The 12,857-nt window shown below is 73.2% G+C and carries 11 protein-coding genes; 5 read left to right on the plus strand and 6 right to left on the minus strand.

The window, feature by feature from the left end; translation table 11 throughout:
- Window positions 1-21 precede the first annotated feature (21 nt).
- Window positions 22-789 (plus strand): general stress protein, encoded by a 768-nt coding sequence (locus tag KZX17_RS10645; RefSeq protein WP_248173055.1) that lies wholly within the window; start codon window positions 22-24, stop codon window positions 787-789.
- Window positions 786-1,472 (plus strand): alpha/beta family hydrolase, encoded by a 687-nt coding sequence (locus tag KZX17_RS10650; RefSeq protein ID WP_248173058.1) that lies wholly within the window; start codon window positions 786-788, stop codon window positions 1,470-1,472. The genes KZX17_RS10645 and KZX17_RS10650 overlap by 4 nt, the downstream gene beginning before the upstream one ends.
- On the opposite strand, the gene KZX17_RS10655 is transcribed toward KZX17_RS10650, so the two are convergent.
- Genes KZX17_RS10655 through KZX17_RS10665 form a run of 3 tightly spaced genes read right to left on the minus strand, consistent with a single transcriptional unit; the run spans window position 1,454 to window position 5,716 of the window.
- Entirely contained in the window at window positions 1,454-3,220 is a 1,767-nt protein-coding gene (locus KZX17_RS10655) for a gamma-glutamyltransferase family protein (RefSeq protein ID WP_248173061.1), read from the minus strand. The two genes, KZX17_RS10650 and KZX17_RS10655, sit on opposite strands and share 19 nt — an antisense overlap.
- A 7-nt stretch (window positions 3,221-3,227) precedes the next feature.
- Window positions 3,228-4,646 (minus strand): aminopeptidase P family protein, encoded by a 1,419-nt coding sequence (locus KZX17_RS10660; RefSeq protein ID WP_248173064.1) that lies wholly within the window; start codon window positions 4,644-4,646, stop codon window positions 3,228-3,230.
- A gap of 56 nt (window positions 4,647-4,702) precedes the next feature.
- The gene (locus KZX17_RS10665; protein WP_248173069.1) at window positions 4,703-5,716 is read right to left on the minus strand and encodes an endonuclease/exonuclease/phosphatase family protein; all 1,014 of its coding nucleotides are present in this window, start codon (window positions 5,714-5,716) and stop codon (window positions 4,703-4,705) included.
- Window positions 5,717-5,769: 53 nt separating this feature from the next.
- On the opposite strand from KZX17_RS10665, the gene KZX17_RS10670 reads away from it, so the two are divergent.
- Window positions 5,770-6,645 carry a PHP domain-containing protein gene (locus KZX17_RS10670; RefSeq protein ID WP_248173072.1) on the plus strand — a complete coding sequence of 292 codons (876 nt, stop codon included), beginning with the start codon at window positions 5,770-5,772 and terminating at the stop codon, window positions 6,643-6,645.
- A 20-nt stretch (window positions 6,646-6,665) separates the two neighbouring features.
- On the opposite strand, the gene KZX17_RS10675 is transcribed toward KZX17_RS10670, so the two are convergent.
- Entirely contained in the window at window positions 6,666-8,189 is a 1,524-nt protein-coding gene (locus KZX17_RS10675) for a DEAD/DEAH box helicase (RefSeq protein WP_248173075.1), read from the minus strand.
- A gap of 143 nt (window positions 8,190-8,332) precedes the next feature.
- On the opposite strand from KZX17_RS10675, the gene KZX17_RS10680 reads away from it, so the two are divergent.
- Window positions 8,333-9,067, plus strand: a complete 735-nt coding sequence (locus KZX17_RS10680; protein ID WP_248173077.1) for a ferritin-like fold-containing protein — start codon at window positions 8,333-8,335, stop codon at window positions 9,065-9,067.
- Window positions 9,068-9,094: 27 nt separating this feature from the next.
- Here KZX17_RS10680 and KZX17_RS10685 read toward each other — a convergent pair whose 3' ends face one another.
- Window positions 9,095-9,385: a hypothetical protein gene (locus KZX17_RS10685; RefSeq protein ID WP_248173080.1), complete on the minus strand. Its 291-nt coding sequence runs from the start codon at window positions 9,383-9,385 to the stop codon at window positions 9,095-9,097.
- A gap of 1 nt (window position 9,386) precedes the next feature.
- Window positions 9,387-9,608, minus strand: a complete 222-nt coding sequence (locus KZX17_RS10690; protein WP_248173083.1) for a DUF3107 domain-containing protein — start codon at window positions 9,606-9,608, stop codon at window positions 9,387-9,389.
- A gap of 165 nt (window positions 9,609-9,773) precedes the next feature.
- On the opposite strand from KZX17_RS10690, the gene KZX17_RS10695 reads away from it, so the two are divergent.
- Window positions 9,774-12,857, plus strand: a complete 3,084-nt coding sequence (locus tag KZX17_RS10695) for an ATP-dependent DNA helicase (protein WP_248173086.1) — start codon at window positions 9,774-9,776, stop codon at window positions 12,855-12,857.

The raw sequence follows: 12,857 nt of genomic DNA on the forward strand, positions 1-12,857 counted from the left end.
TGCGCGTGTCAGACTGGGGCGATGAGCATGATGGGCGGAGCCCCCAAGGAGCACGGCGCGACCGTCGCCGAGTACTCCTCGTACGAAGCGGCGCAGAAGTCGGTGTCGACGCTCATCGCGTCCGACGTTCCGGCGCAGGACATCGCCATCGTGGGTCGCGGCCTGCGCTCGGTCGAGCGGGTCACCGGTCGGCTGGGGTACGCCACCGCCGCGCGATCGGGTGCCATCAACGGCGTCCTGCTCGGTCTGCTGTTCGCGGCGATCTTCGTCCTCGGCAGCCCGGGGGCCGCGTTGCAGCTCTTCGTGGGCGTCATGCTGGTCGGCATCGCGCTCGGCATGCTCATGAGCATCATCAGCTATTCCATCCTCCGGCGTCGCCGCGACTTCACCTCGGTCACCCAGGTGATCGCCGACCACTACGACGTGACCGTGCTCCCGCGCAGCTTCGGCCGTGCGAAGGAGCTGCTCGGTCCGTCGTCTCCACCGGCGGCCGCGGCACCGGTGGACCTCTCGTCGCCGCCGCGGTACGGCGAGCGCATCGACCCCGCCGCGCCGCCCGTCCAGCCCGGGGAGCGGGTCGACCCGGCGCCGGTGCCTGCCGGTGGAGAGCGGGTCGACCCCGCGGAGCCGCCGCGGTACGGGGAGCGCGTCGATCCGACGCCCGCGCCGCCCGCGGCCGGCGGGGAGACGGTGGACCCCGCACCAGCACCGCCCGCGCAGCCGCCGCAGGCGGGACCGCAGGTGCCCGAGCAGCCGACGCTGCCGCCGAAGCCCGACGCTCCGCGATGATCCCGGTCGCCCCGCCGCCGAGCGGGGCACGACTTCCCGTCGACGCCGTCGACGCGAGTGTGGATGCCGCCGCCGACCCCTGGGCGGTCCTCGCGCTCGCACCGGGCGCGGGCGCCGGCCGCGACCACCCGTTCCTCGTCGGCGCGGGCGCTGCCTGGGCTGCTGCGGGTGTGACCACCGTCCGGTTCGATTTCCCCTACCGGCAGGCGGGCAGGCGGATGCCGGGTCCCGCCGCGCACGCCGTCGCGACGTGGACGGCGGTGGAGGCGTTCTGCCGCGACCTCGCACCCGGCCTCCCGTTCGTCGCGGCCGGCAAGTCCTACGGCGGGAGGATGGCGTCCATGGCGGCCGCGGAGGATCTCCTCGCCGCCGAGGCCCTCGTCTACCTCGGCTACCCCCTGCATCCCCCGGGGCGACCCGACAAGCCGCGGGCCGAGCACCTGCCGGCCGTGACGGCGCCGCAGCTGTTCGTCGCCGGCGCGCGGGACCCCTTCCTCCAGCCCCTCGACCAGTTCACCGGGGCCGTGGCGGCGTGCCGTGATGCGGAGATCCTGTGGGTGCCGGGCGGCGGTCATTCCTTCGAGGTGCCCGGCACGAAGAAGGATGCCGCCGACGGCGGCGCGGAGGTCGCGGCATCCGTCCTGCCGTGGCTGACCGCCCGCCTTCAGCGCCCGGCGGCGTAGCCCTGCATGCCGCGGGCGTTCGCGGCGGCCCAGACCTCGCCGGTGCGCCGATCCACGCCGACCGCCGAGAGGCGTCCGAGCGTCCACGCGCCGGCGCGAGTGACCTCGTGCCCGCGCGCCGTCAGGCCGTCGAGGACGTGGTCGCCGAGCCGGTCCTCCACGACGACGCCCGCCGGTGTCCAGGTGCGGGGCCAGAACGAGTCGATCATCGCCGTCGTGTGCAGCGTGGGTGCGTCGATCGCCTGCTGTGCGGAGTAGCCGCCCACCAGCATCCGGAGGAGCATCGGCAGCTGCCACTGGTCCTGCTGATCGCCGCCGGGAGTCCCCATCGCGATGATCGTGTCGCCGTCCTCGACGAGGGTCGGCGAGAGGGTGGTGCGCGGCCGGCTGCCGGCGCGCAGTGCGGAGGGGGACGACTCGTCCAGCCAGCACATCTGCAGCCGCGTGCCCAAGCAGAATCCGAGCTCCGGGATCGTGGGGGAGGACTGCAGCCATCCACCGGACGGTGTGACCGACACGATGTTGCCCCACCGGTCGACGACGTCGATGTGGCACGTGTCGCCGCGCGTCTCACCGCTGCGCGCGACCGTCGGCTCACCCGTCGCGGCGTGGCGCGGTGCCCCGATATCGCGCAGCGGGGGTCGCCACGGTTCTCGCCCCGGGAGCGACGCGGGACGCCAGGTCGTCGATGCCTGTTCCGCGATGTCCCCGCGCCGCTCGGCGACGACGTCGTCGGTGAGCAGGGAAGCGGCGTCGGCGCCGTCGCCGAAGTAGGCGTCGCGGTCTGCCAGCACGAGCTTGAGGGTCTCGACGACGAGGTGTGCGCCGCGGACGGTCGACGGGTCGAGATCGGCGTCGTCGAACGGTTCCAGGATCCGCAGCGCCTCCAGGAGCGCCGGACCCTGCGACCATGCGCCCGCCTTCACCACCGTCCGCCCCCGGAAGCCGGCGCGGACGGGGCGCTCGTATCCCGCCTCGAACTCATCGATGTCGCGGCGCGTGATCACCCCGGCGTGGTCCCGTCCGTCGGAGTGCCGGTGAGGGCGCGCGAGGACGTCGCACGCCGCGCCGAGGGCGGCCCGCCACAGCGTCCGCGCGGCGTCGATGCGCGACCGGCGGTCACCCCCGCCGATTCCGGCGAGTCTGCGCAGGAGCGCGGCGTACGCGGGGTTGCGGTGCACGGAACCGGCAGCGGGGACGTCGCCCCTCGGCAGCCACAGGTCCGCCGACGCCGGCCAGTGATCCCGGAAGAGGTCCTGGACCCGACAGATCGTCGCTGCCGCGGCGGGCAGCAGATGGTGGCCGTCGTGCGCATAGCCGATCGCGAACGAGAGCACGTCGGCGAGTTCCCACGTGCCGTGGTCGCGCAGCAGCAGCAGCCACGCGTCCACCGCCCCCGGTACGGCCGCGGCCAGTCCGCCCGCGCCCGGGACCAGATCGAGGCCCTCGCCGCGGACGTGCTCGGCGGTCGCGCCCGCGGGCGCCGGGCCCTGCCCCATGAGCACGGTTACGTCACCATCCGCCGGCCGGAACAGGCCGACGAGGTCACCGCCCGGTCCGTTCAGGTGCGGCTCGACGATGTGGAGGACGAATCCGCCCGCGCAGACGGCGTCGAACGCGTTGCCGCCTCGCTCGAGCACGGCCTGCGCGACGGCCGTCGCCGTCGCGTGGGTCGAGGCCGCCATCCCGAACGAGCCACGCAGCAGGGGCCTCGTGGTGAAGTCGGCCGGGGGAGTGAACGCCGTCATCGAATGGTCATCGGCGGGATCGTGCGATCCACGCCTCGACCTCGTCGGCGGTGCGGGGGATGTCCGCGGACAGGTTCACCGGCCCGGATTCGGTCATCAGGATGTCGTCCTCGATCCGCACGCCGATGCCCCGGTACTCCTCCGGCACGGTGAGGTCATCGATCTGGAAGTAGAGCCCGGGCTCGATCGTGAAGACCATTCCCGGCTCGAGCTCGCCGTCGTAGTACATCTCCCGTCGCGCCTGGGCGCAGTCGTGCACGTCGATCCCGAGGTGGTGGCTGGTCCCGTGGACCATGTACCGGCGGTGCTGGCCGCCGCGGTCGGCGTGCAGCGCCTCCTCGGCGCTCACCGGAAGCAGGCCCCATTCCGCGACCCGCTCCGCGATGACGGCCATGGCCGCCTCGTGGAGGGTGCGGAACCTCACGCCCGGTCGCGCGGCGGCGAACGCGGCGTCCGCCGCTTCGCGCACGGTCTCGTAGATCGTCCGCTGGATGGGGGTGAAGGTGCCCGAGACCGGCAGGGTGCGGGTGATGTCGGCGGTGTACAGACTGTCGACCTCGACGCCGGCATCGATCAGCACCAGGTCTCCCGGCAGCACCGCGCCGTCGTTGCGGGTCCAGTGCAGATAGCAGGCGTGCGGGCCGGAGGCCGCGATGGTGTCGTAGCCCTCGCCGTTGCCGTCGGTGCGTGCGCGCAGATGGAACACGCCCTCGATGGCCCGCTCTCCCCGGGGGGTCTCGATGATGCGGGGCAGCTCGCCGACGATGTCGTCGAAGCCGCGCGCCGTGGTCTCGACGGCGAGGCGCATCTGCGCGATCTCGTACGGGTCCTTGATCAGGCGGAGCTCCGAGACGAAGCGGGTCAGATCGTCGTCCTCATCGACCACGAGGTCGTCGTCCGTCGCCGCGAACGCGTCGATGTGCGCCGTGGCCACGCCGAGGTCGGCGGCGACGCCCGCCAGCGACGGACGAGGGCCGATCCAGAACTCGCCGATCGAGGCATCCGCGTAGAACTCCGTCGTCGTGCGGTCGGCCCGCTCCCGCAGATGCAGCGTGACGTCGTGGCCGGCATCGGTCGGCTCGAAGACGAGGACGGAGTCCGGGACGGCGTCGGCACCCCAGCCGGTCAGGTGCGCGAAGGCGGAGTGCGCACGGAAGGGGTAGTCCGTGTCGTTGGAGCGCTGCTTGAACGCCCCGGCCGGGATGACGAGTCGCTTGCCCGGGAACGCGGCCGACACCGCCGCCCGGCGTGCCGCGGCGTACGGCGCCTGGGCGCGCTGCTCCGGCAGCGATTCGGGGCGTTCGGCCCACCCGGTGGAGATGGTCTCGAGGAAGCCCGTCGGGAACGGCGCCTTGCGGTTGGATGTGGCAGCGGCGGGGGTCTCGGTGGTCGTCTCGGCGATCGTGTCGCGCTCGTCGGTGGTCATCGCTCCAGTCTTCCACCGTCGTGGTCGGTGCGCACGGGCAGGCCGCTCGCGGAGCGTCAGCGGGACGGCTCGAGCTGGACGATCACGGGGCGGTGGTCGCCGCCGGACCCGTCGAGGGAGGTGACCACGACGGACCCGGTGGCGGTCCAGGCATCCGTCGCCATGACATGGTCGATCGGCGCACCCAGGATCGCGGGCCAGGCCGTGTCCCACGTGCCGACGCCCCCGTTGCCGGTGCTGCCGGCGGCGTCGTGGCAGCGTCCGAGCGTCCCGCCGTCGGTGCCGAGGCGATCCATGTGGTCGACGGTCGCGTTGAAATCGCCCGCCATGATGACGTTCGCACTGGCGCACTGGTCGGCGACCCAGCGCAGGTCGGCCCGCCAGTCGTCCATGTGGTTCTGCCGCGGTGCGACGGCGTGGACGGCGACGACGATGGGTCCGTCGCCCTCGACCGGCATCGCCACCACGCTCGGGACGATCGAGGTGTTGCTCGTGCCGGCCGACTCCGACTCGACGACGGCGTAATCGCCCAGTTCCGGCGAGATCAGCAGCGTCGTGTAGGTGGCGTCCCACCCCTGGTAGTTCTCCTCGTGCACCCACATCGGGTTGCCGCGCTCGCGCATCGCGACGGCGATCGCCTCGCCGGTGTCGTCGTTGGTCTCGGGCAGCGCGACGATGTCGACGTCCATCGCGATGGCGGTCTTCACGACCGCGTCGACGTCGGTCGCGGGGCCTGCGGTGTTCCACGTCATCACCCGGATGCTGTCTGCCGTCGGCTCGGGCAGTTCCGCGTCGCCCAGTCCGCGGACGGCCACGATGGCGACGTTGGCGACGCACGCGGCGACGGCGACCATCGCGATGCCCGCGCCGAAGCCTCGTGTGCGGCGCGAGAGGCAGAAGAGCAGGCCGATGAGCGCGAGGCCGGCGAAGCCGATCGCCAGCATGGGACGGAGGGAGACCAGCTGGGCGATCGGGAACGTCTGCTCCAGGCGGAAGAACTGCGGCCACGTCACGATGGCCGCGCCGATTGCGGCGGCGATCGTGAGGAGGATCCCGATCAGTCGCAGCACACCTCGACGATAGGCGGGGAGGCTGGGGAGTTTCTGCGCGCTACGCTCGAGTCATGCCAGCCGGATCATCCCGTCCGGCGGTCCCCGCGGGACCCGGTGACCTGCACCTGCATTCCGACCTCTCCGACGGAACGGAGTCCCCGGCCGCCGTGATGGCCGCCGCGCACCGTCATGGGATCCGCACGGCCGCGCTCACCGACCACGACACGACGTCCGGATGGGCGGAGGCAGCCGATGCCGCGGTCTCGCTCGGGATGTCGTTCCTGCCCGGCATGGAGCTGTCCTCGCGCCACGAGTGGCGGAGCATCCACGTCCTCGCCTACCTCTTCGACCCCGACGACGCGACGCTTCGCGCACTGACCGATCGCATCCGCGAGTCGAGGCTCACACGGGCCCGCACGATGGCGGACCGCATCGGACGGGACTACGACCTGACGTGGGACGACATCGTCGAGCAGACGACCGCCGGCGCGACGGTGGGCCGTCCCCACATCGCCGACGCACTCGTCGCCCGCGGGTTCGTGCGCGACCGCGGCGAGGCCTTCGGCGGCATCCTGAGTCCCGCCAGCGACTACTACGTCGCCCTGTACGCCCCGGACCCCGTGACCGCGGTGGCCGCCGTGACCGGCGCCGGCGGCGTGCCGATCATCGCGCACCCGGCCGGTCGTGCGGGACTCCTCCCGCAGAGCGTCATCCGACGGATGCTGGATGCCGGGCTCGCCGGCTTCGAACTCGGTCACCGCGAGAACGTCGAGCCGGCGCTCGGCGCACTGCGATCCCTCGTGGCGCGGCACGACCTCATCGAGACCGGTTCGAGCGATTATCACGGACGCGGCAAGCCCAACCTCCCGGGCGAGCACACCACGTCGATCGAGATGATCCGCCGGATCGTCGACCGGGGGACGGGCACGGCGCTCATCACGCCGTAGCCCGGGCCGCGGTCAGCGCTTCAGGCTCCCGCGGCCGGGGCGCCTGCTCCCGCACCCGACCCGCCGCGACGGCGGCGGCGGCGGCGCGCGGGGGCGGGCTTGCCGTCGTGGTGCTCCTTGCCGGCGCCGTCGTGGGTGCCGGCGCCGTCCGCGCTGCGGTCGGCCGCGGCGGCGTCGCCGCCCTGCGCGGCGGAGGTGTCGGCGTCTGCACCCTCGGCGAAGGTCGCTCCGACACGCGCCTCACCCGAGCCGCCGCGACGGCGACGCCGGCGACGGGTGCCGCTCTCGGCGGTGCCTTCGGCGGCCGCGTCCGCAGCGCGAGCCGGCGCGGCGGTGCGGGCGGGGGCCGTCTTGGGCGCCGAGGCGATGCGGCCCTTCGTGCCTGCGGGGATGTCGAGGTCCTCGAACAGGTGCGGGCTCGACGAGTAGGTCTCGAGCGGCTCGGGCTGACCGAAGTCGAGCGCGCGGTTGATGAGCGCCCACTTGTGCAGGTCGTCCCAGTCGACGAACGTCACCGCGATGCCGGTCTTGCCGGCGCGGCCCGTGCGACCGGCGCGGTGCAGGTAGGTCTGCTCGTCGTCGGGGATCGTGTGGTTGATGACGTGGGTGACGTCGTCGACGTCGATGCCGCGGGCCGCGACGTCGGTCGCGATGAGCACGTCGCGCTTGCCGGCCTTGAAGGCGGCCATCGAGCGCTCGCGCGCCTCCTGGCTCATGTCGCCGTGGACGGCGCCGGCGCTGAACCCGCGGTCGCTGAGCTCGTCGACGAGGCGCTGCGCGGCGCGCTTGGTGCGCGTGAAGATGACGGTCTTGCCGCGACCCTCGGCCTGCAGGATGCGCGCGATGACCTCGTCCTTGTCGAGGGAGTGCGCGCGGTAGACGAGGTGCTTGATGTTCGCCTGCGTGAGTCCCTCGTCGGGGTCGCTCGCCCGGATGTGGATGGGGTTGGACATGAACCGGCGCGCGAGGGCGACGATCGGCCCCGGCATGGTGGCCGAGTAGAGCATCGTGTGACGGACGGGCGCGACCTTCTGGAAGATCTTCTCGATGTCGGGGAGGAAGCCGAGGTCGAGCATCTTGTCGGCCTCGTCGAGGACGACCTCGGTCGCGTGCGAGAGGTCGAGGAGCCGCTGGTTGTTGAGGTCGATGAGCCGGCCCGGGGTGCCGACGACGATCTGCGCGCCGGCCTTCAGCTGGTCGATCTGTCCCTCGTAGGCTTTTCCGCCGTAGATGGCGACGACGCTCGTCGCGCGACCCGAGGTCAGCATGTCCATGTCCTCGTAGACCTGCACGGCGAGCTCGCGGGTCGGGACGACGATGAGGGCCTTGACGCCCGGCTCGGGGTTCAACCCGAGGCGCTGGACGACCGGGATGCCGAAGCCGAAGGTCTTGCCGGTGCCGGTCTTCGCCTGGCCGATGATGTCCTGGCCGGGAAGACCCAGCGGGATCGTCTGCTCCTGGATCGGGAACGTGTCGACGATCCCCTTGGCGGCGAGGGTGTCGACGATGTCCTGGTCGACGCCGAGCTCTGCGAACGTGGTCATGCTTTCCGTGCCTGTCTGGCGGTGAGATGCCGCCGTGATGAGGGTCCACGCCCTTCACTCAGCCCCAGGCGCGGGGTCCCGATCCGACGCCGGGACGGACCCACCCTACCGGAGAGGGGCCTCGCGACCCGTAGGCTGGCCTGGTGGTGAGGTGGTTCTGGCAGCGGCGCAGGCCGCCCGGTCGCATCCTTCGTCTGCGATCCCGCGACGAGGCGAGCGATGTCCGTCGCGTCGACTTCGAGCAGCTCGCCCCCGACGTCGCGACCTACCTCGGCCAGGCCGCGTACCTGCAGCTCGGGTACGTCGAGACGCTCAGCGGGCTCATCGAGCGCGACGCGGAGCTCTCGCACAAGGAGTCGCTGTCGCGCGCGGCCGGTGCGGCGCTGTTCAAGCACCAGGCGCTGGTGGCGCTGATCCGCGACCGGGGCGACGACCCGCTCGAGCTGATGCTCCCGTTCCGCGAGCCGCTCGACGCGTTCCGCCGTGCGACCCACGGCGCCCGCCCGTTGGAGACGATGCTCTCGGTCCACCTGACGGCCGGTCTGCTCGACGACTTCTACCTCTCGCTGTCGGGCAGCTACGGGGATGCCGGGCGCCGAGCCGCGGCGATCCTCCGGGCCGATGCCGACCGGTCCTCGCTCGTCGGGATCATCACCGACGCCACTGAGGGGGACCCCGAGATGCGGTCGCTCCTGAGTCTGTGGGGTCGCCGCCTGGTCGGCGACACGCTGCTCGTGGCCCGCGGCGCCCTGCGGCCGGGGACGCTCGACCGACCCGGCGCGCTGGACCTCGACGACGAGAAGCAGGTCGAGCCGGTGTTCACCCAGCTCCTGGGCGCGCACTCGCGCCGCATGACCACGATCGGTCTGGACGCGTAGGCGCCCGACCCGGCAGGCGACTGCGTCTCAGGCGATGCCGAGACGAGCGCGCTCAGCGGCGTCCCGTGCGATTCGGGCGCGGCTGAGGAGGACGATCGCCGCCGCCGTCACGACGGCCGGCACCACGATCGCGGCAGCCCAGATCCAGAACTGGTCGGGGCCCGTGCCCGCCCAGGTCAGCGCCGTCCACGTCGCCGTCCCTACGAGCGCTCCGAGCATCGGACCCACGGCCACGCCGCGCGTCTGTCGGTGGGGAAGGGCGAAGTGGGCCCCGGCGCCGAGCAGGGCGCCGAAGACGAGGCCCAGGACGATGAGCATCTCAGGCGACGAAGCCCACGCGCCGCGATTGGTCGGTGCCGACCTCGACGAAGGCGATGCCCGCGGTCGGGATGAGGTAGGTGGCGCCCTTCGCATCGGCGAGGGTCACGTAGGCGGCGCCGGAGTCCAGTGCGTTCGCGATGGTCTGCTTGACGGCGTCGGCGGTCTCGGCCGACTCGAAGCCGAGCTCGCGCGAGTTCGCGATTCCGATGCGGATCTCCACGGTGATGCCTGCCTTCCCGGCCCGGCGGTCCGGGCGCCATCCGAGCCTACGGCACCCGTCGGAGCCGGGATGCGGGGGTGCGCTCGCTGTCGGCGAACGCGGCGCTGCGCATCGGCACGGGCGCGTCCTCGGGAGGGTGTCCGTGCCGCCGATTAGCGTGGAGGCATGCCCTCGGTCGAACCCTCCGTCGTGCCCGATCCGGCGCAGCGCGCGGTGATCGACCTCCCGGTGGATGCGTCTGGGGTGGTGATCGGGGCGCCCGGCTCGGGCAAGACCGCCACCATCGTGCGTCGCGTGGTCTCCCTGATCGAGCGCGGCCTGCGTCCCGAGCAGATCCTGGTGCTCACCCCGACCCGCCCGGCCGCCACGGCGTTGCGCGACCGCCTCGCGCTGGGAGTGGGCGTCGCCACGGCAGGACCCCTCGCGCGGTCGGTGGCGGCGTTCGCCTATCAGGTCGTCCGCGCCCACGCGGTCCATCGCGGAGACGAACCGCCGCAGTTGCTGACGGGACCGGACGAGGACCGCATCATCGGCGACCTGCTCACGGGCGACGCGGAGGACGAGGCGTCCGCGCCGTCGCGCTGGCCCGAATGGCTGACGCCGGACATCCGGGCCGCGGCCGGCATGCGTGCCGAGATCCGGGCGTTCCTGGCCGAGATGACCACGCTGGGGATCGATCCCGGTGCCCTCGCGGAGCGCGGCCGACGCACCGACCGGGCCGTGTGGGTGTCGATGGCGTCCTTCGCCGCGGAGTACGACGCCGTCCGGGGTCGGATGCGCGGCGCGCACCGGGACGCCGCCGGGCTCGTGCGGGAGGCGGTGGGGCTCCTCCGCGAGCTGCCCGCCGGATCGCCGGCCCTCGGCGCGGTGGCAGGGCTCCGCGCGGTGCTCGTCGACGATGCGCAGGAAGTGACGCTCGGCGCCGTCGAGCTGCTGGAGGCGTGCCGGGCACGGGGGGTCGCCGTGCTGGCCTTCGGTGATCCCGACGTGGGCTCGGGGTCCTTCCGCGGCGCGCGCCCCGAGAACTTCGCGCGCCTCGCCACCCGGGTCCACGTGCTGAACGCGGCGCATCGCGGGACGGCCGCCCAGCGGGACCTCGTGGCCCTGGTGACCCAGCGCATCGGCGCGGCCGGGCTCGTCGAGCACCGGCATCCACCCCGCGGGGTCGACCCCGACGGGAGCGTCGTCGCGCACGTGCTTCGCTCGGGCGCGGAGGAGTTCGACACGATCGCGCGGCTGCTGCGGGAGCGGCACGTCCACGACGGCGTCCCGTGGGAGGAGTGCGCCGTGATCGCCCACGACTCCCGTCAGGTGAACGCCCTCGAAGCCGAGCTCTCCGCCCGCGACGTCCCCACGACCGCCGTCGGCCCCTCGCAGGCCCTCGCCGAGACGCCAATCGTGCGCGACCTGCTCCGGACGGTCGACCTCGCCGCGGTCGATCCGGATGACCGGACCGACGACGACGTGCTCGACGTGCTCGTCGGCGGCGGACTGGATCCCGTCGAGCTGCGCCGGCTGCGGGCGGCACTGCGCCATCAGGAGCTGCGATCGGGTGGTGAGCGGTCTGCGCGCGAGCTCCTCGCGGACGGGATCCGTCATCCGGTCGGGTTCGATCTCGTCGACACCCCGGAGGCGCGACGGGCCGCACGCCTGGCTCGGACCCTCGACACCCTCGCCCAGCAGCTTCGGACGGGCGCGACCGCCCACGAGCTGCTCTGGACGGTCTGGGAGCAGCGCGGGCTCGAGCGGCAGCTGCAGACCGCGGCCGACGGTCAGGGCCCGCTCGCGGACCAGGCTCGACGCGACCTCGACGCCGTCGTCGCCCTGTTCGACGCCGCGAAGCGCCACGGCGAGCGGGAGGACGGGACCTCCCCGCTCGACCACCTCCGCGCGCTCCTGCACTCGGAGGTCGCCGAGGACCGGCTGCGGACGACCTCCGCGACGCGCGGCGTGCAGATCTCCACGCCGGCGGCGGCGGTCGGCCTCGAGTTCGACACCGTCGTCATCGCCGGGCTCCAGGACGGCGTCTGGCCCAACCTGCGGGTGCGGGGGAGCCTGCTCGAGACCGCATCGCTCGGCGAGCCCGACGACGAGCCGGATGCCCTCGACCGCCGTCGCGCGGTGCTGCACGACGAGCTGCGCCTGTTCGCCCGAGCCGCCTCGCGCGCGCGTGCGCGACTGGTCGTCACCGCCGTCGCCGATGACGACACCGGTCCGAGCGTCCTGTTCGAGATGCTTCCTCCGGCGCAGCCGGCCCCGCGCTCCGTCGAGCATCCGCTGACCCTGCGGGGTCTCGTCGCGCTGCATCGCCGTACGCTCACCGACCCGCGCAGCCCCGAGGCCTCCCGCGATGAGGCCGCGGGCCAGCTCGCGCTGCTCGCGCGGGCCGGCGTCCCCGGCGCGGACCCCGCGCAGTGGTACGGGCTTGCCGCGCCGACCTCCGTCGGGCCGGTGCGCGACCTCGACGCCGCTCCGCTCCGGGTCTCGCCGTCGCGCATCCACGCGCTCGAGGAATGCCAGCTCGATTGGGTGATCGGCGACCTCGGCGGCGACCCCGGCGGCGCGACCGCGGGTCTCGGCACTCTGCTGCATGCGGCGCTCGAGCATGCGGAGGGCGGGGACGACGCGGCGCTGTGGCGCTTCGTGGAGGACGGCTGGACGCAGCTGGAGTTCGAGGCGGCGTGGATCGATGAGGCCGAGCGGCGTCGCGCACGCGATCTCGTGGCACGCCTCGCCGCGTATCTGCGGGACACGGCGCGCGAGGGCACGACGCTCGTCGGCGCGGAACCGCACTTCGAGGTGCCGGTCGAGGTTCCGGATGCCGCGCATCCGGCGATCCTCTCCGGGTACATCGACCGCGTGGAGCGGACGGCCGACGGCCGCGTCGTCATCGTCGACCTGAAGACCGGGCGGAGCGAGGCCACCTCCGATCGGTCGGCCGTCGACAATCCGCAGCTCGCCGCCTACCAGCTCGCGTTCGAGCGGGGCGCCATCCCCGCAGCCGCGGGCGCCGCCCCCGGGGGCGCGAAGCTCCTGGTGCTCAAGGGGACGCGGAATGCCCCGTACGCGCAGCCGCGTCAGGCCCCGTTCGACGACGAGCGCAGGGCCGCCTTCCTCGCCCGCATCGACGCGGCCGTCGAGGTCATGCGCGGCACGAGCTTCACGGCACCCTACGAGGAGCACTGCCGGGACGATCACACCCGCGGGCTGTGCCGCATCCACACGATCGGACCGGTGAGCTCCGCGTGA

The organism is Microbacterium sp. EYE_78, assembly GCF_023149035.1.
Classification (GTDB): Bacteria; Actinomycetota; Actinomycetes; order Actinomycetales; family Microbacteriaceae; genus Microbacterium.

Bases quoted from the DNA above. Each gene is read 5' to 3' on its own strand.
- KZX17_RS10685 (WP_248173080.1), bottom strand. From the start codon at position 9,385: ATGCTCATCGTCCTGGGCCTCGTCTTCGGCGCCCTGCTCGGCGCCGGG.
- KZX17_RS10660 (WP_248173064.1), bottom strand. From the start codon at position 4,646: ATGACCACCGACGAGCGCGACACGATCGCCGAGACGACCACCGAGACC.
- KZX17_RS10655 (WP_248173061.1), bottom strand. From the start codon at position 3,220: ATGACGGCGTTCACTCCCCCGGCCGACTTCACCACGAGGCCCCTGCTG.
- KZX17_RS10675 (WP_248173075.1), bottom strand. From the start codon at position 8,189: ATGACCACGTTCGCAGAGCTCGGCGTCGACCAGGACATCGTCGACACC.
- KZX17_RS10695 (WP_248173086.1), top strand. From the start codon at position 9,774: ATGCCCTCGGTCGAACCCTCCGTCGTGCCCGATCCGGCGCAGCGCGCG.
- KZX17_RS10670 (WP_248173072.1), top strand. From the start codon at position 5,770: ATGCCAGCCGGATCATCCCGTCCGGCGGTCCCCGCGGGACCCGGTGAC.
- KZX17_RS10645 (WP_248173055.1), top strand. From the start codon at position 22: ATGAGCATGATGGGCGGAGCCCCCAAGGAGCACGGCGCGACCGTCGCC.
- KZX17_RS10650 (WP_248173058.1), top strand. From the start codon at position 786: ATGATCCCGGTCGCCCCGCCGCCGAGCGGGGCACGACTTCCCGTCGAC.